This is a genomic window from Maritimibacter fusiformis, assembly GCF_008086115.1.
Classification (GTDB): domain Bacteria; phylum Pseudomonadota; class Alphaproteobacteria; order Rhodobacterales; family Rhodobacteraceae; genus Muriiphilus; species Muriiphilus fusiformis.
Genome location: NZ_VSIY01000015.1, coordinates 108184 through 131966 on the forward strand (window position 1 = coordinate 108184; position 23783 = coordinate 131966).

A 23783-nucleotide genomic window follows, 5' to 3' on the forward strand; every position below is an offset into this window, starting at 1 on the left:
GCGGCGGCATCATTTTCGCTGCCGCCGCACCGCCTTCTTGCGCGACACCGGCGCTTTCGCCCCGTTGCGGCGTCCGCCGGTCCTGAGCGTCTTGCCGTTCACCTCGATCAGCTCCAGCATCAGCCCGCCGGTCACCGGCACCGCCTCGGCCAGCCGGACCGTCACCGGCAGCCCGATCGACAATTCCTGCCCCGAGCGTTCGCCGGTCAGGGTCTTGGCGTTGTCGTCATAGCGGTAATACTCGGCCCCGATGGTCGACACCGGGATCAACCCGTCGGCGCCGGTCTCGTCGAGCTTCACGAAGGCGCCAAAGCGCTGGATACCGGAGATATGGCCGGAAAACTCGTTGCCGACGCGTTCGGACAGGTAGGCGGCGAGGTAGCGGTCGGTGGTGTCACGCTCGGCCGCCATCGAGCGGCGCTCGGTCTCGGAGATATGCTGCGCGGTGGCCTCGAGCTGGTCGATATCGGCGCGGCTGAGGCCGTCGTCGCCCCAGCCATGCCCCGAGATCAGCGCGCGGTGAACGATCAGGTCGGAATAGCGCCGGATCGGGCTGGTGAAATGCGCGTAGTTCTTCAGGGCCAGACCGAAATGGCCGAAATTTTCCGGCGTGTAGTAAGCCTGCTGCATCGAGCGCAGAGTGGAAATGTTGATGAGCTCGTCAAACTCGCTGCCCTCGGCCTGCGACAGGAGCGAGTTGAGGTGACGGGTTTGCAGGACCATCCCCTTGGCCAGCGTGAAGCCCGAGGCCTGCGCCACTTCGCGCAGCGCCTCCATCTTTTCGGGGCTGGGTTCTTCGTGCACACGAAACAGCAGCGGACGTTTCAGACGGTTGAGTTCCTCGGCGGCGGCGACGTTGGCCAGCACCATGAATTCCTCGATCATCCGGTGCGCATCGAAGCGCTCGGCAAGGCGGACGCTTTCGACCTTGCCGTCCTCGTTCAGCACGATCTTGCGCTCCGGCAGGTCGATGTCGAGCGGCTGGCGTTTCGCGCGGGCATCACGCAAGGCGTAATAGGCGGCATAGAGCGGCTCGATCACCTCGTCCATCAGCGGCGCGCATGTCTCGTTCGCGTCGCCGTCATGGGCGGCCTGCACCTCGACGTAATTCAGCGAGGCCTTCGATTTCATCATGCCGCGGATGAAGCTGTGCGAGCGCTTGTTGCCATGTGCGTCGATCACGATGCGCGCGGCGATCACGGCGCGCGGCACGCCTTCGTGCAGCGAGCACAGGTCACCCGACAGACGGTCGGGCAGCATTGGCACCACACGGTCGGGGAAGTAGGTGGAATTTCCGCGATTGCGCGCCTCGCGGTCCAGGGCCGAACCGGGCGTGACGTAATGCGCGACATCCGCGATGGCGACCCAGACGACGTGGCCGCCTGGGTTTTTCGCGTTGTCGTCGGGATGCGCCCAGACGGCATCGTCATGGTCGCGGGCATCGGACGGGTCGATGGTGACAAGCGGCAGGTGGCGCAGGTCTTCGCGGCCCTCGAGGCCGGCGGGCTTCATCGCGTCGGCCTCGGCGATGACCTCGTCGGGGAAGGCGTCGGGGATGCCGTGCTGGTGGATCGCGATCAGGCTGACGGCGCGCGGCGCCGAGGGGTCGCCAAGGCGCGCGACGATGCGCGCGCGCGGCAGGCCCATGCGCTCGCGCGGGCCGGATTGCTGTGCCTCGACCAGTTCACCGTCCTTCGCGCCCTCCTCGGCCCCGGCGGGCACCATCCATTCCTTGTCCGCACCCTTGTCGATCGGCGTGACGCGCCCGCCCTCCGCGCCCTTGCGGAAGATGCCGAGAATGCGCTCGGGATTGGTGCCGATGCGGCGGATCAGGCGTGCCGCGTAGGCGTGATCCTCGCCATTGACCTCGGTCATGCGGGCCAGAATCCGGTCGCCCGCCGCCAGCCCCGGATCACCGGATTTGGCGACGAACAGCACCTTCGGCGCCTCGCCCTCGCCCTGCCATTCCAGCGGGCGGGCGAACAGCTCGCCATCCGCCCCCGGCCCGGTCACTTCGAGCACCGCGACCGGCGGCAGCTTGTCGGGATCTCGGTAGGTTTTCTTGCGCTTGGTCAGATGTCCATCGTCCTCAAGTTCACGCAGGATGCGCTTGAGGTCGATCCGGGCGGCCCCCTTGATCCCGAAAGCGCGCGCGATGTCGCGTTTCGAGGTCAGGGTCGGGTTGTCGGAGATCCAGGTCAGGATTTCGTCTTTGGAAGGTATGCGTGTCATGGGCCAGCCGTAGCATGCGCGATTGCAAAGGTCAGCGCCCAACAGCAGGTAAATCTGACGCAACGTCAACATCGTTCAGAACCGGCAGCCGCGCGACCCGCGAAAACGGCAGGGTGGCCAGTGTGTCGGCCATTGCGTGCGGGCTGGACCAGCGCACGCCGGCGAACAGCCCGGCCGGAACCGCGGCGCTGCGTTTCAGCCCGATCGCCCAGAAGCCGCCGTCGCTGGCCGGGCCGATCACCGCGGGATGATCGCCAAGGGCAGCAAAGCCGGCGGCGACATGGGCGCGGGTGATGGCCGGAATGTCAGCGCCAATGATCAGGACCGGTCCCGGCGGCAGGCCGCGAAACAGCCGCCCCATGCGGTCGCCCAGATCGCCCGGCCCCTGCCCGATGCGCGCGAGATCGGGCAACATCGGCGAGTTCAGCGCGGTATCCGGTGCGACGGCCAGGATGGTATCCCAGCCCGGGGACGTGACGCCGCGCGCCAGCGTGCGCAGCCGGTGACGCATCCACCAGGCGGCGCGGACATAGCCGATGTCCTGGCCCAGCCGGGTCTTGACGCGGCCCGGGCGCGGCTCTTTCACCATGATCACAAGGCGCGGGCGCGGCCTGTCCATATCTGCCCCAATCCCGGCGAACGCGCCTCAACCCTGCAAGGTCGCCGCTTTGCCCCCGGCTGTCCACTACGTGTTTCGACTTATTGCGCGAACCCGGCCACACAGGATAGACCTTGAAGCGGAAATGAACATCTGTTCCCCTCTTGCAGGTCACACAGGGAATTGAAATTTGATCATCAAGGCAGTTGACGGCTTGAACGAGACCGTCGGGCGCATCGTGTCCGTGGTCGCAGTCATCTTCGCGGCGATCATCATTTTCGACGTGGTGATGCGCTATGCGTTCAACGCACCGACCCGCTGGGCGTTCGACGTGACCAAGCAGCTTTACGGCTTCTACTTCGTGATGCTGGGCGGCTATGCGCTGCGCCACCAGGCGCATGTGCGGGTCGATCTGGTGACCGAACGGCTGCGCCCGCTGGCGCGGCGCTGGGTCGAAGTGGCGGGCTACGTGATCTTTTTCTTCCCCTTCGCCTGGGTATTCCTGACCCGGTCGTGGGATTTTGCTTTGAAGTCGTGGCAGCAGGGCGAAACCACCTATGGGTCGGTGCAACTGCCGGTCTATCCGCTGAAAATGGCGATGGCGGTGGCGGCGGGGCTGCTCATATTGCAAGGCGCCGCCGAAGTCCTGAAACTGATCCTCGACAAGCAGGAGAAGCCGCATGGCGCCTGAGATCATTGCCCTGATCATGTTCGGCCTGTTGCTCACGGGCCTGTTCATGGGGCATCCTCTGGCCTTCGTCCTGGGCGGCACGGCGGTTCTGGGCGCGCTGATCGCGGGCAAGCCGATGGTGCTGGGCATCGTCATCAACCGGATTTTCGGCGATGTGCTGGACAACTTCACCCTGATCGCGATTCCGCTGTTCATCCTGATGGCCCGATTCTTATCGGATTCAGGGGTCACGGATAAAATGTTCGAATCGCTCCGCCTGCTGATGTCGAACGTGCGTGGCGGACTGGCGCTGGCGGTGGTGTTCATCTCGATCCTGCTGGCCGCGACCACGGGCATCATCGGCGCCTCGATCACCGTGATGGGGGTGATGGCGCTGCGGCCGATGCTGCAATATGGCTATTCCCCGACGCTGACGACGGGCGTGATCGCCGCGTCGGGTTGTCTCGGCATCCTCATTCCGCCGTCGATCATGCTGATCCTGATGGCCAGCTATTCGCCGCTGTCGGTGGGCGAGCTGTTCGCCGGCGCGATGATCCCCGGCGTGCTGCTGGGCCTGCTCTATGCGGTCTGGGTGGTGATCGTGGCCATCGTCAAGCCCAGCATGGCCCCGGCGGTCGAACCGGACGAGAAGATCGCGCGCGGCGCCCTGCTGCGGATGCTGGCGGTCGAGGCCGTGCCGCCGCTGATCCTGATCCTCGGCATCCTCGGCTCGCTTCTGGCCGGGATCGCGACCGCCACCGAAGCTTCGGCGATCGGTGCGGCGCTGGCGCTGCTGATCGTGATCGTGCGCGGCAAGTTCGAGCTCAGGACCTTCTATTCGGCGATGCTGGAGACCGGGCGCACCTCGGCGATGATCCTGTTCATCGTGATCGGCGCCACCGCGTTTACCGGGGTGTTCAACATCACCGGCGGCCTGCGCGCGACGCAGGAGATCATCCGTGGGCTGGACATGGCGCCCTGGCTGTTGATCACGATGATGCTGTTCATCGTGTTCATTCTCGGCGCGTTCCTCGACTGGACCGGGATCGTGCTGTTGTCATTCCCGATCTTTCTGCCCATCATCCAGGAGATGCAGATCGACCTTTTGTGGTTCGTCGTGCTCATGGCGCTGGTTCTGCAAACGTCGTTCCTGACGCCCCCATTCGGATACGCGCTGTTCTACCTGCGCGCGCTGGCGCCGAAAGAGGTTCGAACCGGGCAGATCATCCTGGGGGTTCTGCCATTCATCGGCCTGATCGTGGTGATGAGTGTGACGGTGGCGCTGTTGCCCCAACTGGTGCTGTGGCTGCCGGACGTGTTCTACAACAAGTAACCAAGCGGAGGATAATCCCATGAAAATGACGCATGTGATCGCAGCGGGCGCGCTGACGGCCGGCCTTGCCGGCCCGGCGATGGCCCAGGAAAGCTGGACCATGACGACCACCTGGCCGTCCTCGCTCGAGCTGATCGAGATCGACCGGCATTTCGTCGAGCTGGCCAACGCCCTGACCGGCGATGCGCTGACCATCGAGTTCTTCGAAGGCGGCGCGCTCGTGCCCGCGGGCGAAGTGTTCGGCGCGGTCGAAAGCGGCACGATCCAAGCCGGCGGCGACTGGCCGGGCTACTGGGCCGGGCGCAACTCGGCGTTCTCGCCGCTGGCGACCACGGCCAGCCTGTTCAACGCGATCGACTACGTGAACTGGATCCAGCAATGGGGTGGCGCCGATCTCTACAACGAGATCTACGGCAAGTTCGGCATGGTCTATCTGCCCTACGGCGTGACCAACAACGAATCGGGCTTCCGCACCAACAAGAAGATCGAGACGCTGGACGACCTTCAGGGCATGCGCCTGCGCCTGTCCGGGCTTGAGCAGGGCCGTCTGCTGGAAATGCTGGGCGGCAGCCAGGTGTCGATGGCGGGTGGCGAGATCTACCAGTCGCTCGAGCGCGGCGTGATCGACGGCGCCGAGTTCTCGACCCCGAACGTGGACTGGTCGGGCGGCTTCCAGCAGGTCACCAAGTTCTGGGCAACGCCCGGCTGGCACCAGTCGGCCTCGATGTTCGGCGTGATGATCAACAAGGCGTCCTGGGACGCGCTGTCGCCGGAAACGCAGAACGCGCTGAAAGTCGCCGCCGACGCGAACCTGATCTGGTCGCTGGCCTTCACCGAGAAGCGCGCGACCGAAGCCTATGCGCTGTTCGACGAGGCGGTGGAAATCACCCGCTACGACGACGCCACGCTGGCCCGGGTGCAGGAAATGGCGAACGAGGTCATCGTTCAGACCGCCTGCGAGAACCCCGACAGCGCCAAGGTCTACCTGAGCCAGGTCGAGTATCTGAACGACTACGCCAAGTGGCGTGACGCCTCGGCGCCGTTCAACCTTGGCCGGACGCCCAACGGACCGGATGTCGAGAAGCTGCGCGAATGCGCCGGCGAGTGAACCGGACCGACATGTGACACCGCAAAGGCCCGCCCCCGTGCGGGCCTTTCGCATGAAAATGCCCCCGACACGCCCCGCGAGCGGTCACTTACTGTTGTGAAAACGGGCGGATCGTGGCAACCAAACGCCCACGGGAGCGAAGGGGAGAGGGAAGATGCGGGCCTTGGCGCTGGCTGTCAGGGCGATCAGCGGATTGAACGCGATCGTCGGAAGTGTGTTTTCGTGGCTGTCGCTGGGAATCGTGGCGGTCTGTTTCACCGTGGTGGTGCTGCGCTACGTCTTCGCGACCAGTTTCGTGTGGATGCAGGATCTCTATATCTGGCAGAACGGCGCGATGTTCACCGCCGTGGCCGGGTTCGCGCTGATGCGCGGCGATCATGTTCGGGTCGACATCTTCTATCGTCCCGCCCGGGCAAAGACCAAGGCGCTGGTCGATCTGTTCGGATCTCTGTTCTTCCTCCTGCCGTTCTGTTTCGTCGTCTACCGCTATTCCATGCCCTTCGTGCAGCGCGCCTGGAGCTACCGCGAAGGCTCGGCGAACGTCGGGGGGATGGAGGGGCTGTTCATCCTCAAGACCTTCATCATCGCCTTCGTCGTCCTTCTGGCGCTGCAGGGCATCGCGATGATCCTGCGTTCCATCCTGGTGCTGGGCGGGCGCAACGACCTGTTGCCGCCGACGCAGCGATATGGCGACGATGACGTGCCCGCCGCCATCGAAGGAGCCCATTGATGGACCCGGTTCTGATCGGAGAGATCCTGGCCGGGCTGATGTTCTTCGGCATCATCGGTTTTCTGCTGCTGGGGTTCCCGGTGGCCTTCACACTGGCCGGTGTCTCGCTCATGTTCGGGGCGGTCGGCTGGTGGTTCGGCGTGTTCGACCCGTCGAATTTCGGTGCACTCCCGAACCGCTACATCGGCTTCATGACCAACGAGGTGCTGGTGGCGGTGCCGCTCTTCATCTTCATGGGGGTGATGCTGGAACGCTCCAACATCGCCGAGCAGCTCTTGCTGACCATGGGCAAGCTCTTTGGCAACCTGCGCGGCGGGCTGGGCCTGTCGGTGATCCTGGTCGGCGCCCTTCTGGCGGCCTCGACCGGGGTGGTGGGGGCGACAGTGGTGACGATGGGCCTGATCTCGCTGCCCGCGATGCTGCGGGCCGGCTACAACCCCAAGCTTGCGACCGGGGTGATCTGCGCCAGTGGCACGCTGGGCCAGATCATTCCGCCCTCGACGGTCCTGATCTTCATGGGCGACATGCTGTCGGGCATCAACAGCCAGGTGCAGATGGAAAAGGGCAACTTCGCGCCCACGCCGGTGTCGGTGGGCGACCTGTTCGCGGGCGCGCTGTTGCCGGGGCTTTTGCTGGTCGGGCTGTATCTGGCCTACACGATCTTCAAGGCCGTGACCGACCCCGCATCCTGCCCCGCGACGCCGGTGCCGCCCGAGGAAAAGGGCGGGCTGATGCGCGAAGTGCTGGTGGCGCTGGTGCCGCCGCTCCTGCTGATCCTCGCGGTCCTGGGCTCGATCCTCGGCGGTATCGCCACCCCGACCGAGGCCGCGTCGGTCGGCGCGGTGGGCGCGATGATCCTGGCCGCGCTCAGGTGGCGGCTGTCGTTCAAGGTGCTGCGCGAAACCATGATCTCGACCGCGACGATCACCTCGATGGTGTTCATCATCCTGCTGGGGGCTTCGGTCTTCTCGGTGGTGTTCCGGCTGATGGGCGGCGACAACCTGGTGCACGAATTCCTCGCCAACCTGCCCGGCGGCCCGCTGGCGGCGGTGGCGGTGGTGATGGCGATCATGTTCGTGCTGGGCTTTATCCTGGATACGTTCGAGATCATCTTCATCGTGATCCCGATCACCGCGCCGATCCTGCTCGCGCTCGATATCGACCCGATCTGGCTGGGCGTGCTGGTGGGGGTGAACCTGCAAACCTCGTTCCTGACACCGCCGTTCGGGTTCGCGCTGTTCTACCTGCGCGGGGTGGCGCCGCCGGACCTGCCGACCTCGGCGATCTACAAGGGCATCCTGCCCTTCGTGGTGCTGCAGATCGTGGCGATCGCGCTGTTGTTCGCGTTCCCCGAGATCGTGACGTGGTTGCCGCGATACATCGCGGGGTAAGCGACCTGCCCGACCGTTTGGCCGGGCAGGCAATGCTTCAGGCGGTCAGCTTGTTCGTCACGTCGACCAGGCGGCGGGCCTGGTGCGCGACCGACGCCTTGCCGGCATCGTCGAACTTGCCCGCCTGGGCCGAGTAGCCGTAGGGATTGCCGCCGGAGGCATAGATCACCTCGTCGGTGTATCCCGGCGGAACCAGGATGGCGCCCCAGTGCATGAAGGTGGTGTAGAGGCCAAGCAGCGTGGTTTCCTGCCCGCCATGAACGTTCTGCGCGCTGGAGGTCGCGGTGACGGCCTTGTTGGCCAGCTTGCCCTGTGACCAGAGCCCGCCCAGCGTGTCGATGAAGGCGCGCATCTGCGAGGCGACCGTGCCAAAGCGGGTCGGGCAGGAAAAGAAATAGCCCTGCGCCCAGTCCATGTCGTCATGGCTGGCTTCGGGGATATCCGCCATTTTCGCGACCTGCTGCTTCCAGGCGTCCTGGCTGTCGATCGCGGCTTGCGGTGCGGTTTCGGCGACGCGGCGCAGGCGGACCTCGGCGCCAGCCTGCTTGGCGGCTTCGGCTGCGGCGACGGCAATGGCGTGGTTGGTGCCATAGGTGGAATAGAAGATCACGAGGATTTTCGGTTTGGTCATCGGGGAGTCCTTTCAACGGCTTGTCCTGTCAACGACCCTATCGCCTTGAGGTTCCGAAGTCTGTTCGGCACCGGCGCACAGTGGCCTCTACAAATGCGAACAACGAAAAAAGCCCGGGCGATGGCCCGGGCTTTTCCTGTCATCCGTCCCTTGGGGATCAGATGTCGAAGTAGGACTCGCGTGCGTTGACGAAGGCGCCGTCGGTGGTCTTGGACCGCGCGCGCACGATGTTGAGCGACTCGATGAAGCTTTCCGCCGTCTTCTTGACCAGCGGATCGTCGGACTCGCGCAGCTCGGTCATGATCTCCTTGGCGGCATCGGCCCCGGCCTTGAGGATTTCCTCGGGGAACTGCAGCACGTTGACGCCATGTTCGTTGATCAGCGTTTGCAGCGCGCGCGGGTCGTTGGCGTAGAAGTCGGACGCCACCTGGTCGTATTCGGCCTGGGCGATGTCCTTGACCAGCGCCTGAAGATCGTCCGGCAGCGCCTGGTACTTGGCCTTGTCGACAACAAGCTCGGTCGCCAGCCCCGGCTCGACGAAGCTGGGGAAGTAGTAGTTCTTGGCCACTTGGTAGAAGCCCAGCGCGAGGTCGTTATACGGCCCGACGAATTCGGCGGCGTCAAGCGTGCCGGACTGGAGCGCCTGGAAGATCTCGCCCGCGGCCATGTTGGTGACGGCAACGCCGAGTTTTTCCCACACGCGCCCGCCAAGGCCGGGGGTGCGGAAGCGCAGGCCCTTGACCGAGTCGACGCCGGTCAGTTCGTTCTTGAACCAGCCGCCCGCCTGGGTGCCGGTGTCGCCGGACAAAAAGCCCTGAACGCCGAACTGGTCATAGATCTCGTCCCAGATCTCCTGCCCGCCCATGTAGCGGACCCAGGCGGTCAGCTCGCGCGAGGTCATGCCGTAGGGCACGCCGGTGAAGAAGCTGAGTGCGGTCGACTTGTTCTGCCAGTAGTAGGCGGCGCCGTGGCTCATCTCGGCGGTGCCGTCGATCACGGCATCGAGCGATTGCAGCGGCGGCACAAGCTCGCCCGCCGAATAGACCTGAACCGTCAGACGGCCACCCGAGGCGGTGGTGATCCGGTCGGCTAGGCGCTGTGCGCCGACGCCGAGGCCGGGAAAGTTCTTGGGCCACGTGGTGACCATGCGCCAGGTGATGTTGCCCTGCGCGACCGCGGGTGCGGCAAGGCTGCCCGCGGTGGCGCCGACACCAAGCACACCGGCGCGTTTGATAAAGGAACGACGATCCATTCTTGATCCTCCCAGTTGAACGTCTTGCCCGCCGGGCGACCGTCCCGGCCCCGGCAGAGTGGCCGCGATGGCCAACCACCCCACCTAAATCGCTCTTTTCGCAAATGTCCAGTTTGGCAGGGTGTGACGCGACAGCCCTCAGGCGAAATAGTCCGCGATGATGCGGGCATAGATGCGCTTGAGCTGCCGGATCTGATCGATGTCCACGCGCTCGTCGACCTGGTGCATGGTCTGGCCGACCAGCCCGACCTCGACCACCGGGCAATGATCCTTGACGAACCGCGCGTCCGAGGTGCCGCCCGAGGTGGACAATTCCGGCATCACCCCGGTTTCCGCCTTCACCGCCGCCGCGACAAGGTCCGACAGCGGCCCCGGCGGCGTCAGGAAGCTTTCGCCCGAGACCTGGGTGCGCATGGTGATGTCGATGCCGGTCTCGCCCACCACGCGCTCGGATTCCTCGCGCAGCCAGGCGGTCAGCCCGGTCGAGGAATGCGCGTCGTTGAAGCGGATGTTGACCGTCGCGCGGCATTCGGCGGGGATCACGTTGTTGGCCGGGTTGCCGGTGTCGAAGGTGGTGACCGCCAGCGTCGAGGCGTTGAAATGCGCGGTGCCCTGGTCAAGTTCGTGGGCATCCAGCCGGGCGATCAGCCGCGCCAGCGCCGGCACCGGGTTCCTTGCCCGGTGCGGATAGGCGGAATGCCCCTGCACGCCGCGCGCGGTGAAATAGGCGGTCATCGAGCCGCGTCGGCCGATCTTGATCATCTCGCCCATGTGGCTCGGGCAGGTCGGCTCGCCCACGATGCAGGCTGTCATCGCCTCGCCGGTTTCGGCCATCCAGTCGAGCAGCGCGATGGTGCCGTCGGTGGCGTCGCCCTCCTCGTCGCCGGTGATCGCCAGCACGAGGGCGGCGTCTTCGGGCAGGTCGGGGGCCGCGTCGATGGCCGCCGCGACCCAGGCGGCGACACCGGATTTCATGTCGGTCGCGCCGCGCCCCCAGATCATGCCGTCCCGCTCCTCGGCGCCGAAGGGATGCACCGTCCAGTCGCCGGTATTGCCCACCGGCACGACATCGGTATGACCGTTGAAGCCAAGGCTGCGCGCGGCCCCTTTCGGCCCGATCCGGGCAAAAAGGTTGGCCACCCCGCCCCGATCCACGCGGGTGACGTCAAAGCCGGCATCCGCAAGCAGATCGCCCAGCAACACCAGCGCCCCGCCCTCTTCGGGCGTGACCGAAGGGCAGCGGATCAGACGGCGGGTCAGGTCGACGGGATCGGTCTCGGCCATGTCGGGCTCCTTGGCGGGTTTGGCTTGGTGCTACACCCTGTCTCGTCGCGCTGCAAATGTGGCTGTGCCGCGACAGCCTGTCCGCATAACTCCGCAGGATCGTAGAAGCCTATTAACAAATTGCGTTTTTTCGACCATACAGAAAGGCGATAAAGAACCCGAGGCAGGGGCTTGGGGCCACAGACGCGACAACGCGCGGCCCCGGATGAGCAGTTGACCACAGCGTTTCGGGCTTGGCCCGTGGGCGGGCCAGCTCCTTGCCGGAAATGGGCAGGAGGCAGGCAGAATGGTCCAGGCATCGGAACTTCCGATCCAGACAGGCGCGAGCGCCGTCGACATGGCGAACGAGATGTTCGGCGCCGGCGTCACCGTCGTGTCGGCCAGCTATTCCGGCGACAACCGATCCTCGGGCATCTATTCCGACGGCGACGCGGTCTCGCCCGAGGTCACGCCGGGCGATACCGGGGTGATGCTGTCGACCGGGCGGCTCAGGGATTTCACCAACTCGTCGGGCAACGCGAACCAGTCAGGCAGCACTTCCTCCAACACGTCCGGCGTCAATAACGACAGCGATTTCAACGCGCTGGCGGGAACCCGGACCTATGACGCCTCGTTCCTCGAGGTCGATTTCATCCCCGACAGCGAAACGCTGACGCTTCAGTTCGTGTTCTCGTCCGAGGAATACCCGGAATATGCCGGCTCGCTCTTCAACGACATCGTGGGCGTCTGGGTCAACGGTTCGGTGGTCGACCTGGCGGTCGGCAACGGCAACGTCGCGGTCGGCAACGTCAACGACGCGAGCAACGAAAACCTCTACGTCGACAACACCGGGTCGCAATACAACACCGAGATGGACGGCTTTACCGTCACCATGACGCTGAAGATGACCGTCATCCCCGGGCAGGTGAACTCGATCAAGATCGGCATCGCCGATGTCGGCGATTCGAATTACGACTCGACCCTGCTGATCGCCGGAAACTCGGCGCAATCGGTGGTGGCGCTCGAGGACGATACCGTCACCATCGGGCCGGGCGGCACCCAGAATGTCGACGTGCTGGCCAATGACAACGCGCCTTCGACCCTGACCATCACCCATATCAACGGGATCGAGGTGGTCGCGGGCGACACCATCACGCTGACCACCGGGCAGCAGGTGACGCTGAAGGCCGATGGCACCTTCGACATCACCGCCGACAATGACCTCGAGAATGTCAACTTTTCCTATACTGCGGCGATCGGCGGCGGCAACGGCGTTTCGGACACGGCCTTTGTCACCATCAACACCGTGCCCTGTTTCGTGGCCGGCACCCGGATCGCGACGACGCGGGGGCAGGTTCCGGTCGAGAACCTGCGCCCCGGCGACATGGTGTTGACCCACGACAACGGACCGCAGCCGCTGCGCTGGACCGGACGGCGCCGGGTCGAGGCCAAGGGTGCCTTCGCGCCGATCCGCATCGCCGCCGACACCTTCGGCAAGCACCGCGAACTGCTGGTGTCGCCGCAGCACCGCATCCTGATCCGCGACGCGCTGGCCGAGCTTCTGTTCGGCGAGGCCGATGTGCTGATCGCGGCGCGCGACCTGGTCAACGAACATTCGGTGCGCCCGGTCGAGGGCGGCACGGTCGACTATGTGCACATCCTGTTCGACGCGCACCAAGTGGTGTTTTCCGAGGGGCTGGCGACCGAGAGCTTTCTGCCCGGCCCGCAGACCGCCGCCAGTTTCGAGGATGCCATCGCCGCCGAGATCTTCGCGCTGTTTCCCGAGCTCGATCCGGCGCTGGGGCAAGGCTATCCGGCGGCGGCGCGGCGAACCTTGCGCAACTACGAAGCGCGCGTTCTGGTGGCCCGGACCGTGCCGCGCGCGGCATGAGCTGGATCGCAACCACCGACCTGCGCCACCCGGCGTTCAACATTCGCGGCATCGGTGTGCCCAAGGACGCGCCCGACGCCCGCCCGCCGATGACGCGCGACGAGCTGCTGGCGCGCGGCACCATGCTGATCGAAACCCGGTTCCAGGCCGAGCCGGACCGGCTGCAACACATCGTCACCTATGGCCGTGACCGGGGCTGGCGGCGCGAGCTTGCGGTGCGGCTGTCGCATGGCGGCACGTTGACCATCGCAATCCGCCAGGGCGCGGCGCAGTCGGTCGCGACCCTGCGCTTTCCGACCCCGCCGCGCGACACGCGTATCCGAATCTCCTATGCCTGGGACGGGCCGGCGCGCAGCGGGCGGCTGACCGTCAAGTTGCCGGACCTGTCGCAGATCTACCAGACTCGGGTGGTCGACCCGGTGCCGCTGCCGGCAATCGACGTGCGGGTGATGATCCGCAACGGCAATGCCACCCAGATCGGGCCGGAAACCCGGTTCGTCGCGTTCTCGGACCGGATCGAGCCGGTGTGGCTACGGTCGGGCATCCTTGCGGGCACGCCGGTCGAGACCGTAGAGGGGCCGGTTGCGGTCGAAAAGCTGCGGCTGGGCGACATGGTCGAGACCGCCGAGAGCGGGCCGCAACCGGTGCGCTTCATCAGTGCCCGCACCGTGCCCGCGCTGGGCGGCTTTCGCCCGATCCGGCTGCGTGCGCCGTTTTTCGGGCTGGAGCAGGATATCCTTGTCGCCCCGGACCACCGCATCCGGTTGGGCGACGATGAAAGCGTCTATATGCTGGGCGAGGACGAAGTGCTTCTGGAGGCGCGCCACCTGGTCACCGGGCGCGCGGCGCGGCGCGACGGCAAGGCGGCGCTGGTGACCTATTACCAGGTGCTTCTGGACATGCACGATTGCCTGATGCACGGCGGTCTCTGGGCCGAAAGCCTCTATGTCCCGCCCGAGGCGCGTGACCCCGACATCCTGGCAAGCTCGACGCTGGCCGACATTCCGCCCGGGGCGATCCCTGTGCATCGCGGTTTTGCCCGCCGCACGCTGGCCGACTTCGAGGCCCGCACCCTCGCCGCCGCAATCGGCGCCTGAACGCGCGATTGCCCGCCGGGGCCGTGGCGTGCATAGTCAGGGCAAGGGATGAGAGAAGGCCACCCATGATACGATACCTGCTGGCCGCCTTGCTGGCTCTGGCCGCCATCGCACCCGCCGCGCTGGCGCAGGACGGCGACGACGACACGCTTCGGCTGGCGACCGTGACGCGGCCGCCGTTCTCGCTGTCGGAAAACGGGCTCGATACCGGGTTCACCCTCGATCTGTGGGATGCGCTGATGCAGGACATCGGGCGCGACTACGTGGTGCAGCGCACCGAGACCTTCGGCGAGATGCTCGACCTCGTGCGCCGGGCCGAAGTCGATGCCGCCGCCGCCAACATCTCGATCACCGCCGACCGCGAGACCGAGATGGATTTTACCCAGCCGATCTTTTCCGCCGGGCTTCAGATCATGGTGCCGGCCTCGGACACGGTCGCAAGCCCGTTCCTCAGCCGGCTGGTGCTGCGCGACTTCCTGATCGCCGTGGTCGCGGCCTTTGCGCTGCTGTTCGCCGCCGGGATGCTGATGTGGCTGTTCGAGCGCCGGCACCAGGACTATTTCCGCCACGACGGGCGCAAGGCGCTGTTCCCGGCGTTCTGGTGGGCGCTGAACCTGATCGTCAACGGCGGGTTCGAGGAACGCCAGCCGCGCAGCGCACCGGGCCGGGTGCTGGGCGTGGTGATGGTGATCTCGTCGCTGTTCCTGGTCTCGATCTTCGTGGCCAAGATCACCACGACGATGACCGTCGAGGCGATCCAGAGCGCGGTGAGCTCGGTCTCGGACCTCTACGGCAAGCGGGTCGGCACCACCGGCGGGTCGACCGCCGCGGCCTATCTGGACCGGCGCGAGATCCGGTATCAGGGTTATGACGGCTTTGCGCCGCTGATCGCGGATTTCGAGGCCGGCGCACTGGACGCGGTGGTGTTCGACGCGCCGATCCTGGCGCATTACGTCACCAAGGCGGGCGCGGGCACGGCAACGCTTGCCGGGCCGGTTTTCCTGCGCGAGAATTACGGCATCGCCCTGCCCACCGGCAGCGAGCTGCACGAACCGATCAACCAGAGCCTGCTGCGCCTGCGCGAAAACGGCACCTACGAGGAAATCCGCGTCAAATGGTTCGGACCTTCGGACGGCTAGACAGGTCGGCACACGCCTGCCAAGGTGGGCGTAGACACTTAGTTTTCAGGAGTTAACCAGATGCGCCGTTTCCTTTCCGCCCTCTCGCTGGCCGCTATCGTACCGCTTGCGGGGTGTTTCGACGTAGACGCCACGATTGCGATCACGGGCGAAGATCAGGCCGAGATGGACATGCAGATGACCATCGACGCCGACCTTGTCGCGATGATCGCGGGCAGCGGCGAAGACCCCTGCGAGGGCATGGTGCGCGAGGATCAGGCCGATGGCAGCGTCGTCTGCTCCGAGAGCAAATCCGGCTCGATCGAAGAGCTGATGTCCGACCCGGACATGGGCGAGGGCCTGACCATCGAGAAACGGGCCGGCGGGCTGGTCTATGTCGCCTTCGATCTTGACGATCTGACCGGCGAGATGGGCATGGGCGACGACGACATGAGCGCCGAGGAGCGCGCCCAGATGATGGCCATGATGGGCAGCATGTTCGAAGGTCACGCGATGGTGCTGAACATCACCGGTGCCGAAGTGGTCGAGACAAACGGCACGCGGTCGGACGATGGCAAGACCGCGACCTACGAGATCCCGCTGACCAAGCTGCTGGATGACACCTTCACCCTGCCCGAAACCTTCAACGCGCTGGTCCGGCCGGGAACCTGATCGGGCTCACGGCAGCGGGCTGACCCCGATCACAGGGGTGTGGAGCCACAAAAGCAGCCCGTAGATGCCGCAGCCGAGAGCGAAACGCAGCAACCCGCCCGGCGTGATCTCGATCCGCCGGGCGGTTTTCGTCAGACGCTCCCAATCCGGCATCAGGCGACGCTTGCGCCGGTCGATGAGCCGCATTCCCAGCAGCGCGAAACCCAGGAACAGCCCGAACAGGATCACATGCGCCAGGTTGCCGTTCGGCACCAGGTGCGCGCCGGCCCAGATCGCGAACGCCATCAGCAGCGGGTGGCGCACCCAGCCGACGATGCCGGGACGGTCGGGATCGAAGCGCTCGTTGTTGAGGCCGCCGAACGACAGCGGATTGGGCCGCCCGATGGACATCGTCACCAGCAGCACCGCCGGCAGCATCAGGCTCAGCGGCACATGCACCTGCCACGGCGCCCAGTCCCACAGCAACACGGTCGGGGCGCGACCGGCGGCGACGATCAACCAGATCAGCACCAGCACCGACAGGAGCGAATAGAGGATGGTAAAGCCGCGCGCGCCGATCCGGGCCACGATCGGGCCTTTCACGCCCGGACGGATCGGGATCATGTGCGAGGCGAAGAACACCGCAAAGGCGGCGATGAATTCGAACCATCCGGTCATCTGTCACTCCTATCCAATGAGCGCCTCGACGGCGGCCGCCAGCGCCTCGGGCCGGTCGCAGAGCGCGGCGGCGGCGGCAAGCTCACCGGGCGCGCCAAAGCCCCAGGTCACGCCGACACTGGCCATGCCCACCGCGTTTGCCGCGTCGACGTCGTGGTGCCGGTCGCCGATCATCACGCAGATGTCGGACGAAACGCCAAGAGTTTCAAGCGCATGTGCCAGAAGATCGCCCTTGTCGCCCCGTGTGCCGTCCAGCTCCGGCCCGAACTCGGCGGCAAGGTGGCGGTCCAGCCCGAAATGCGCGGTGATCCGGGTGGCATAGACATGCGGCTTGGCTGTCGCGAGGCACAGCCGATAGCGCCCGGCCAGCGCGCTCAGCGCCGCCGGGATGCCGTCATAGACCCGGTTTTCGAACAGCCCCTCGCGGGCGTAGCGGTCACGGTAGAGGCGCAGCGCCTCGTTCGGGTCGGGCACGCCCAGCCGGGCGAAACTGTCGATCAGCGGCGGGCCGATCAGCCAGTCGAAATCGTCGCGGTCGGGCGTGTCGATGCCGAGCGTGTCGAGCGCATGAAGCACCGAACGCACGATCCCGGGCCGGGAATCGGTCAGCGTGCCGTCGAGATCGAGAAACACCGTCGCCGCCATCGCGCTCACCACCAGCCACGGCCCGAAACGAAGACCGCGACCGCGAACAGCACCACGATCAGCGAGGAGATCGCCACCGAGATCCAGGGGCTGGTCGCGTGTTCATCGCTTTGCCATTTGCGCGGGCGGATGCCCTTGGCACGGAACACGACCAGCGCAGCCAGGTTGATCGCGGCGATGTTGACCAGAACCGTGGTCACGGCCTTGCCGGCCTTGAACCATTCGCCACCGCCCAGAAGCAGCCCGGCCGCCGACAGCGGCGGCAACAGCGCCGCGGCCACCATCACGCCGACCAGCGCCGAGGTCTGGCCGCCCGCCACCATCAGCGCCGCCGCGGCCCCCGAGGCCAGCGGCAATGCCACCGAGATCAGCGTCAGCGGCGCGTCATAGGTTTCCACCACCGCGCCGATATGGCCGCGGAACAACACGCCCAGCGCCGCCGCCGAGATCGCCGCGACCGCCAGCCCGGCGCCCAGTGACCTGAGCGCGACCAGCATCAGCGACAGCGTGCCGAGGTTGACCGCGAAGGCCAGACCCAGGATCGGGCCGAGCAGCGGCGCGATCACCATCGCGCCGATCACCACCGCGACCTGATCGAGCGACAGGCCGATCGCCGCGACCACGGTGGCCAGCCCGGTCAGAACCAGGTAGTCGAGCGTCAGCGCCGTGCCCTGGCGGATGTCGCCGTAAATCGCCTCGCGCGCCCGGGCGGTCTCGCGCTGGGCGATGCGCTCCTGTTCCTCTTCGTCGTCGACCTCTGGCAGCGACCCCTCGGTCGGAAGCACATGAAGATGCCAGCCGCTCTCGCCGTCAAGCGCCTCGGCGATGCGGTCAAGCAGGTCCTGGGTGTCGACCTCCTGCAACGAGGCCACCAGCGTCCGGCGGTCGCCATCCTCGGTCGCCAGCAGGAACCAGTCGTCCGTGGAAAGATCGTCGAGGCACGCCGTCACCGCCTCGGCCCGATCCTTTGGCAGGACGATCTGGATCAGCTTGCGCGTCATGGCGCATCGTCGAAAAACGGTGTCATCTGCGCCACGATCACCGAGTTTTCATCCAGCGCGCGCTGCATCAGGGCGCGTTCCTCGTCGGGGATGTCGTGCCCCTCCGCCAGCCGTTCATCAAGCGTGCCGTAGCCGGACACGTCGAGCGGGGCCAGATCGGCCTGTTTGAGGATCGCCACGGTCTCGCGCACCGCCTCGGCCTCGTCCACGCCCGAGGCATAGCACATCAGCGCCGCCCCGGTCGCACCCTTGGGCAGCCCGTCGCCTTCGTGGCGGCCGACCTCGACCAGCAGGGTAAAGACCTGCTGCGGGCGTTTGGGTTTGTCAGTCACGCAACAGCTCGTTGATGCCGGTTTTCGAGCGGGTGCGCGCGTCGACGCGCTTGACGATCACCGCGCAGTAAAGGTGGACGCCGTTCTTCGAGGGCATCGAGCCTGCGACGACCACCGAATAGGGCGGCACCTCGCCATACATGACCTCGCCGGTGTCGCGGTCGACGATCTTGGTCGACTGGCCGATGAACACGCCCATGCCCAGCACCGAGCCTTCGCGCACGATCACGCCTTCGACCACCTCGGAGCGCGCGCCGATGAAGCAGTTGTCCTCGATGATCGTCGGCCCGGCCTGCATCGGTTCCAGCACGCCGCCGATGCCGACGCCGCCCGACAGGTGCACGTTCTTGCCGATCTGGGCACATGATCCGACCGTGGCCCAGGTATCGACCATCGTGCCCTCGTCGACATAGGCGCCGAGGTTGACGAAGCTGGGCATCAGCACCACGCCCGGCGCGATATAGGCCGATTTGCGCACCACGCAGTGCGGCACGGCGCGAAAGCCCGCGTCGCGCCACTGGTTGTCGCCCCAGCCCTTGAACTTCGAGTCGACCTTGTCCCACCAGCCGCCGCCCTGCGGCCCGCCGGATTGCGCCTCCATGTCCTTGATGCGAAAGCCCAGAAGCACCGCCTTCTTGGCCCATTGGTTGACGTGCCATTGCCCGTCATCCTGCCTCTCGGCCACCCGCAGCGAGCCCGAGTCGAGCGCGTTCAGGGTGTCCTCGATGGCCTCGCGGGTCTCGCCCTTGGTGGCAGGCGTGATGGTGTCGCGGGCCTCCCATGCGGCTTCGATGGCGGCTTCCAGCGCGGCGTTGGACATGGCGTGTCTCCGAATGCGGTTCAGTCTTGGTTGGCCCCCGGCTATAAGGGCTGATACCCGACCTCGCAATGCGGCAAGACAGGACGAGCATATGAACGAAGTGACCCGCGCCCACCCCTTTCGCCATTCCGGCCAGGACTGCGCCGAAGCCGACCAGATCCCCGATACGCCGCAGACCCGGTCGCCCACCTACCGGCTGGCCTTTGCCGATCAGGATTTCATCCTGCGCGACGAGTTGCGCCCGGTGCGGTTGCAGCTCGAGCTGCTCAAGCCCGAGATGGTGATGCAGGAGGCGGGGATCGAATCGACCGTCGTGCTGTTCGGCGGCGCGCGCGTTCCGCGGCCCGCCGACAAGGACAAGACCGCGAACCCGGTGCTGGCCGAGCTGTCGCATTTCTACGACGAGGCGCGCAAGTTCGCCCGGATGGTCAGCGAAGAGGCGAACGGATCGGGCCACCGCCGCAAGGTCATCGTGTCGGGCGGCGGACCGGGCGTGATGGAGGCAGCCAGCCGGGGCGCGGCCGAGGCGGGCGGCGTGTCGATCGGGCTGAACATCGTGCTGCCGCATGAACAGGCGCCGAACGAATACGTGACGCCCGAGCTTTGCTTCAATTTTCACTATTTCGCGATCCGCAAGATGCATTTCCTGATGCGGGCCGAGGCGATCGTGGTGTTTCCGGGCGGCTTCGGCACGCTGGACGAGATGTTCGAAAGCCTGACGCTGATCCAGACCGGGCGGATGAAGCAGGTGCCGTTCCTGCTGTTCGGACGGGACTTCTGGGAAAAGATCATCAACTGGGACGCGCTGGCCGAGGCCGGCACGATCTCGCCCGAGGATCTCAAGCTGTTTCGCTTCGTCGAGACCGCCGAAGAGGCGGTGGCGGCGATGGCAGACTGGGACGGCGCGGGCCAGAAACGCGGCGACATTCCCGGGCGTTAGGGCGCGGACCTAGCCCTTGGCGTAGAGCGGCACCTCGCCCAGCTTGTCGATGATCCAGGTGTGGGTGTGGCCCGGGAACGGTTCGCAAAAGCGTTTCATCAGCGCCGGGTAGCCAAAGCCGATTTCGGAGGTGCGGCACAGGAACCGGCCGCTGACCAGATCGTGCAGCGCCAGCCCACCGCCCGACTGGCGCAGGGCATAGCCCTTGTCGACCAGCCGCTGTTTCAGGGTGCGCCAGGTGTCGGCGGCCAGGAAATCCTCTGTCACGCGGGCGCGGATCGGGGCGAGCAGCCGTTCCTCGACCCGCTCGGGAAATCGCTGTTCGTCGCGGCGGCGCAGGTCACGGTCGATGGCGGCGCGGATGATCTGGCCCAGCGACACATCCTCGTCGCGCGCCAGCGCCTCAAGCCGGTCGATGGTGTGGCGCGAGAGTTTGAAGGCAACCGATTCCATGCCGCCAGTTTGCACGGGATCGGTTGCCGGACGGTTAACCCTTGTTCGGAAGAACCGATTTCGGCAATCGCGCCTCGCGGCGGACACGGCGGTGGACGTGTTTCTTGCCCCATCCCGCCTTCGGGTCGGCGGTGTCGAACACCGCGATCAGGCGCTTGCGGCTGCGAAACGGTTCTTCGACCACGACGTGGTAATTCGGCTCGCGACCGGCCCAGGCGACCAGTTTTTCAAGGCCGACGGGATCATGGACATGATCTTCCAGCATGAAGGCCGGCCACATGAACGGCACCGAAAGGATCACCAGATCGCCCAGCGCCATCAGGCGGCGGGTGAAAGCCTCGGCCTCGGGCACGTGTTCGAGCACCTGAAGGCAGGTCACGACATCGAAGCGGCGGCCGAAATCATGCTCCATGAAGTCGCCCTCGATGCCGGTCACGGAGTCCGAGGCATAGGGTGGCGCACGGTCGAAGGAAATCCGCTCCGGTATCCAGTCGAACCATTCCTGATAGGGGCAATTGGCGGTGCCGACATCAAGGTGCGAGCGGGCATCGCGCGCCAGGGTGCGCATGATGAAATCGACGTAACCGTAATACAGCAGGTCCATCCGGTCCTGCCAGTATTCGCCGCTGGAATAGATCGCGGCCTTCTTGCGCTCGGCCCGTTTCGCACGAAAGGCCCGGCGTGCTTCACGCATCGCCCGGACTTCCTCGCGTGATCGGTTTGCCGGTCCATCGGCCATGCGGGTCTGTGCGTTCCCTGTCGCGCCGCCGGCAAGTCCGGCGGTTGGCAGACGGTAGCGGATCAGGCCGCCCCGTCAACAGGTGTGGGCCGGACAGGCCCGATCCGTCACCCGGTGAGTCCCGCCGGCACCACACAGATCGGGCGGCGATAGGGCAGCCAGGTCACCCGGTGGCCTTGCTCGGTATCCTCGAGGCCGTAGCCGAACTGCGCCAGACGCCGGCGCCAGGCCCGGTCCGACCGTGCCAGCATGCGCTGTTCGATGACGAAGTCCATGGTGCGTTGCCGCTCGGCGGCAGAGATCCTTGCCATTGTTCTGCTCCTCGGTTCGATGAGGAAACATGGCGCGTCAGAATGGCGAGATTGGAGCGTGAATGCGGAAGGATTTGGGTAATTCTGCGCGATTGTGGCGCCCCGCACGACAATCGTTCCGTATTGGTCGGCTCACCCGACCGGAAAGACATGCAGTTTCAACCGCCCGTCGACCCCGTGAAACAGGTAGATGCCGAACAGGAAATAGTCGCCGAAGATCATGTCGGGCACACTGACCGGCTTGCCCACGCCGTCATGGCACCAGGTGACGATATCGGCGTCGGTGATCTGCTGGCGCCGCTCGGCGGTGGTGAAGTAGCCGTCGAGGTTGTCGTGGGGGCCGATCTTGCCGAACTTGTGCACATTGGCGCGATCCTGGCGGATGACCTGATTGGCATCGGTCAGGCGCTGGCCCGACGAGTTGACGAAATCGAACGAGTCGAACCCGGTGACATAGTCGACGATGACCTGGCCCGGAATGCCCGGATAGTTCTCGGGGTCATAGACGATGCAGTCCTGAGCGATGGCCGCAGAGGCAGACATCGTCGTCATGGCAAGGGCGAAACCCATGTTGCGAAACATCGTGTCCTCCTTGATGCCGGGCGCTTGGCGGTTGCGCGACGGATACCCCGGCGGCGCGGTGCGGTCCAGCGCAACCGGGGCAGCGCGCGCAAATGTCCCGGTCAAAGCCCCGTTTCGCGCGCGATCTCGGCTTTCGATTTGCGGGCGCGTTCGGTGGCGGATTTCAACTGGCCGCAGGCGGCCATGATATCCTCGCCGCGCGGGGTGCGGATCGGGCTGGCGTAGCCTGCCTTGTAGATGATGTCGGCAAAGGCGCGGATGCGGTTGTTCGACGACCGGCGATAGGGCGCGCCGGGCCATTCGTTGAACGGGATCAGGTTGATCTTGGCCGGGATGCCCTCGATCAGCTTCACAAGGCGGCGCGCATCCTCGTCGCTGTCGTTGACACCGTCGAGCATGACATATTCGAAGGTGATCCGCTCGGAGTTCGACAGCTTGGGATAGGCCCGCAGCGCGTCCAGCAACGCCTCGATGTTCCACTTCTTGTTGATCGGCACCAGCGTGTCGCGCACCGCGTCGGTGGTGGCGTGAAAGCTGATCGCCAGCATGCAGCCGATTTCCTCGCCCGCGCGGGCGATCTCGGGCACCACGCCGGAGGTCGACAGCGTGATCCGGCGGCGGCTGAGGCTGATACCCTCGGGGTCCATCGCGATCTTCATCGCGTCGCGCACCGCCTCGAAGTTATAGAGCGGCTCGCCCATCCCCATCAGCACGATGTTGGACAAAAGGCGGGTTTCGTCCTTGGGGTGGCGGCCCGGTTCGGGCCATTCGCCCAGATCGTCGCGCGCCACCATGATCTGCCCGACGATCTCGGCGGCGGTCAGGTTGCGCACCAGTTTCTGCGTGCCGGTGTGGCAGAAGGAACAGGTCAGCGTGCAGCCGACCTGCGACGAGACGCAGAGCGTGCCGCGATCCTCCTCGGGGATATAGACGACCTCGACCTCATGGCCGCCGGCGATGCGCACCAGGTACTTGCGGGTGCCATCGGCGCTGACCTGCCGCATCACCACCTCGGGCACGCGGATCTCGAAACGCTCGGCCAGCATCGCGCGGTAGTCCTTGGCGAGGTTGGTCATGTCCTCGAAGTCGCGCACGCCCTTCTGATAGATCCACTGCCAGACCTGCCCGACCCGCATCCGGGCCTGTTTCTCGGGCGTGCCGGCGGCGATCAGCACATCGCGCAGCCCGTCGCGGGTGAGGCCGACAAGGTTGATCAGACCGCTGCCGTCCGCGTCCTTGCGCGGCAGGGTCATCACATCCTGGGTGATCGGGGCGGAAGGGGCGGTCGGGCTGGTCATCGGGCTATCCTAGCGGGCT

General features: G+C 65.8%; 25 protein-coding genes. 10 read left to right on the forward strand and 15 right to left on the reverse strand.

Features of this window, described 5'->3' with window-relative positions; translation table 11 throughout:
- Positions 1 to 9 precede the first annotated feature (9 nt).
- Positions 10 to 2232, reverse strand: coding sequence for a ribonuclease R (gene rnr, locus FVF75_RS15245; RefSeq protein ID WP_148379552.1), 2223 nt, complete (start codon positions 2230 to 2232; stop codon positions 10 to 12).
- A 31-nt stretch (positions 2233 to 2263) separates the two neighbouring features.
- Complete coding sequence (locus tag FVF75_RS15250) at positions 2264 to 2851, reverse strand: TIGR04282 family arsenosugar biosynthesis glycosyltransferase (protein ID WP_148379553.1); 588 nt, start codon at positions 2849 to 2851, stop codon at positions 2264 to 2266.
- Positions 2852 to 3020: 169 nt separating this feature from the next.
- Here FVF75_RS15250 and FVF75_RS15255 point away from each other — a divergent pair, with 169 nt between their 5' ends.
- The 5 genes from FVF75_RS15255 to FVF75_RS15275 all read left to right on the forward strand — a co-directional run bounded on the left by FVF75_RS15255 (position 3021) and on the right by FVF75_RS15275 (position 8062).
- Positions 3021 to 3521: a TRAP transporter small permease subunit gene (locus FVF75_RS15255; protein ID WP_148379555.1), complete on the forward strand. Its 501-nt coding sequence runs from the start codon at positions 3021 to 3023 to the stop codon at positions 3519 to 3521.
- A complete protein-coding gene (locus tag FVF75_RS15260; protein ID WP_187393095.1) occupies positions 3511 to 4833 on the forward strand; it encodes a TRAP transporter large permease in 1323 nt (440 codons plus the stop codon). Before FVF75_RS15255 ends, FVF75_RS15260 begins: the two co-directional genes overlap by 11 nt.
- A gap of 19 nt (positions 4834 to 4852) precedes the next feature.
- Entirely contained in the window at positions 4853 to 5941 is a 1089-nt protein-coding gene (dctP, locus tag FVF75_RS15265) for a TRAP transporter substrate-binding protein DctP (protein WP_148379557.1), read from the forward strand.
- Between the two features lie 154 nt (positions 5942 to 6095).
- On the forward strand, positions 6096 to 6671 hold the full coding sequence (locus FVF75_RS15270; RefSeq protein ID WP_148379559.1) for a TRAP transporter small permease subunit: 576 nt from the start codon (positions 6096 to 6098) through the stop codon (positions 6669 to 6671).
- Positions 6671 to 8062: a TRAP transporter large permease gene (locus FVF75_RS15275; RefSeq protein WP_148379561.1), complete on the forward strand. Its 1392-nt coding sequence runs from the start codon at positions 6671 to 6673 to the stop codon at positions 8060 to 8062. Before FVF75_RS15270 ends, FVF75_RS15275 begins: the two co-directional genes overlap by 1 nt.
- A gap of 37 nt (positions 8063 to 8099) precedes the next feature.
- Here the strand turns inward: FVF75_RS15275 and wrbA are convergent, their stop codons facing one another.
- From wrbA to dapE, 3 genes are all read right to left on the reverse strand, one after another.
- On the reverse strand, positions 8100 to 8693 hold the full coding sequence (gene wrbA, locus FVF75_RS15280) for an NAD(P)H:quinone oxidoreductase (RefSeq protein ID WP_148379563.1): 594 nt from the start codon (positions 8691 to 8693) through the stop codon (positions 8100 to 8102).
- A 157-nt stretch (positions 8694 to 8850) separates the two neighbouring features.
- Positions 8851 to 9945, reverse strand: a complete 1095-nt coding sequence (locus FVF75_RS15285) for a TRAP transporter substrate-binding protein (RefSeq protein WP_148379565.1) — start codon at positions 9943 to 9945, stop codon at positions 8851 to 8853.
- A gap of 138 nt (positions 9946 to 10083) precedes the next feature.
- Positions 10084 to 11229 (reverse strand): succinyl-diaminopimelate desuccinylase, encoded by a 1146-nt coding sequence (gene dapE / locus FVF75_RS15290; protein WP_148379567.1) that lies wholly within the window; start codon positions 11227 to 11229, stop codon positions 10084 to 10086.
- 286 nt (positions 11230 to 11515) lie between these two features.
- Between dapE and FVF75_RS15295 the strand changes: the two genes are divergently transcribed.
- The 4 genes from FVF75_RS15295 to FVF75_RS15310 all read left to right on the forward strand — a co-directional run bounded on the left by FVF75_RS15295 (position 11516) and on the right by FVF75_RS15310 (position 15986).
- Positions 11516 to 13099, forward strand: coding sequence for a Hint domain-containing protein (locus FVF75_RS15295; RefSeq protein ID WP_148379569.1), 1584 nt, complete (start codon positions 11516 to 11518; stop codon positions 13097 to 13099).
- Complete coding sequence (locus FVF75_RS15300) at positions 13096 to 14196, forward strand: Hint domain-containing protein (protein WP_148379571.1); 1101 nt, start codon at positions 13096 to 13098, stop codon at positions 14194 to 14196. Before FVF75_RS15295 ends, FVF75_RS15300 begins: the two co-directional genes overlap by 4 nt.
- Positions 14197 to 14261: 65 nt before the next feature.
- Positions 14262 to 15335 (forward strand): transporter substrate-binding domain-containing protein, encoded by a 1074-nt coding sequence (locus FVF75_RS15305; RefSeq protein ID WP_148379573.1) that lies wholly within the window; start codon positions 14262 to 14264, stop codon positions 15333 to 15335.
- Positions 15336 to 15395: 60 nt separating this feature from the next.
- Positions 15396 to 15986 (forward strand): hypothetical protein, encoded by a 591-nt coding sequence (locus tag FVF75_RS15310; protein ID WP_148379575.1) that lies wholly within the window; start codon positions 15396 to 15398, stop codon positions 15984 to 15986.
- Between the two features lie 6 nt (positions 15987 to 15992).
- Here the strand turns inward: FVF75_RS15310 and FVF75_RS15315 are convergent, their stop codons facing one another.
- From FVF75_RS15315 to dapD, 5 genes are read right to left on the reverse strand one after another with little or no spacing between them, the layout of a single operon-like run.
- Entirely contained in the window at positions 15993 to 16643 is a 651-nt protein-coding gene (locus FVF75_RS15315) for an NnrU family protein (RefSeq protein ID WP_148379577.1), read from the reverse strand.
- 9 nt (positions 16644 to 16652) lie between these two features.
- Entirely contained in the window at positions 16653 to 17288 is a 636-nt protein-coding gene (locus FVF75_RS15320) for an HAD hydrolase-like protein (protein ID WP_148379964.1), read from the reverse strand.
- 5 nt (positions 17289 to 17293) lie between these two features.
- Positions 17294 to 18289, reverse strand: a complete 996-nt coding sequence (locus FVF75_RS15325) for a TIGR00341 family protein (protein ID WP_148379579.1) — start codon at positions 18287 to 18289, stop codon at positions 17294 to 17296.
- Complete coding sequence (locus tag FVF75_RS15330; protein WP_148379581.1) at positions 18286 to 18621, reverse strand: hypothetical protein; 336 nt, start codon at positions 18619 to 18621, stop codon at positions 18286 to 18288. The genes FVF75_RS15325 and FVF75_RS15330 overlap by 4 nt, the downstream gene beginning before the upstream one ends.
- Entirely contained in the window at positions 18614 to 19441 is an 828-nt protein-coding gene (gene dapD, locus FVF75_RS15335) for a 2,3,4,5-tetrahydropyridine-2,6-dicarboxylate N-succinyltransferase (RefSeq protein WP_148379583.1), read from the reverse strand. The genes FVF75_RS15330 and dapD overlap by 8 nt, the downstream gene beginning before the upstream one ends.
- Positions 19442 to 19532: 91 nt before the next feature.
- Between dapD and FVF75_RS15340 the strand changes: the two genes are divergently transcribed.
- Positions 19533 to 20381: an LOG family protein gene (locus FVF75_RS15340; RefSeq protein ID WP_148379585.1), complete on the forward strand. Its 849-nt coding sequence runs from the start codon at positions 19533 to 19535 to the stop codon at positions 20379 to 20381.
- A 9-nt stretch (positions 20382 to 20390) separates the two neighbouring features.
- Here the strand turns inward: FVF75_RS15340 and FVF75_RS15345 are convergent, their stop codons facing one another.
- The 5 genes from FVF75_RS15345 to rlmN all read right to left on the reverse strand — a co-directional run bounded on the left by FVF75_RS15345 (position 20391) and on the right by rlmN (position 23764).
- Positions 20391 to 20834, reverse strand: a complete 444-nt coding sequence (locus FVF75_RS15345; RefSeq protein ID WP_148379587.1) for a ribbon-helix-helix protein, CopG family — start codon at positions 20832 to 20834, stop codon at positions 20391 to 20393.
- A gap of 34 nt (positions 20835 to 20868) precedes the next feature.
- Complete coding sequence (locus FVF75_RS15350) at positions 20869 to 21528, reverse strand: class I SAM-dependent methyltransferase (protein ID WP_148379589.1); 660 nt, start codon at positions 21526 to 21528, stop codon at positions 20869 to 20871.
- A gap of 152 nt (positions 21529 to 21680) precedes the next feature.
- Complete coding sequence (locus FVF75_RS15355) at positions 21681 to 21884, reverse strand: hypothetical protein (protein WP_148379591.1); 204 nt, start codon at positions 21882 to 21884, stop codon at positions 21681 to 21683.
- Between the two features lie 132 nt (positions 21885 to 22016).
- Complete coding sequence (locus tag FVF75_RS15360; protein ID WP_148379593.1) at positions 22017 to 22466, reverse strand: hypothetical protein; 450 nt, start codon at positions 22464 to 22466, stop codon at positions 22017 to 22019.
- Positions 22467 to 22567: 101 nt separating this feature from the next.
- Positions 22568 to 23764, reverse strand: a complete 1197-nt coding sequence (gene rlmN, locus FVF75_RS15365) for a dual-specificity RNA methyltransferase RlmN (protein WP_148379595.1) — start codon at positions 23762 to 23764, stop codon at positions 22568 to 22570.
- Between the last annotated feature and the right edge of the window lie 19 nt (positions 23765 to 23783).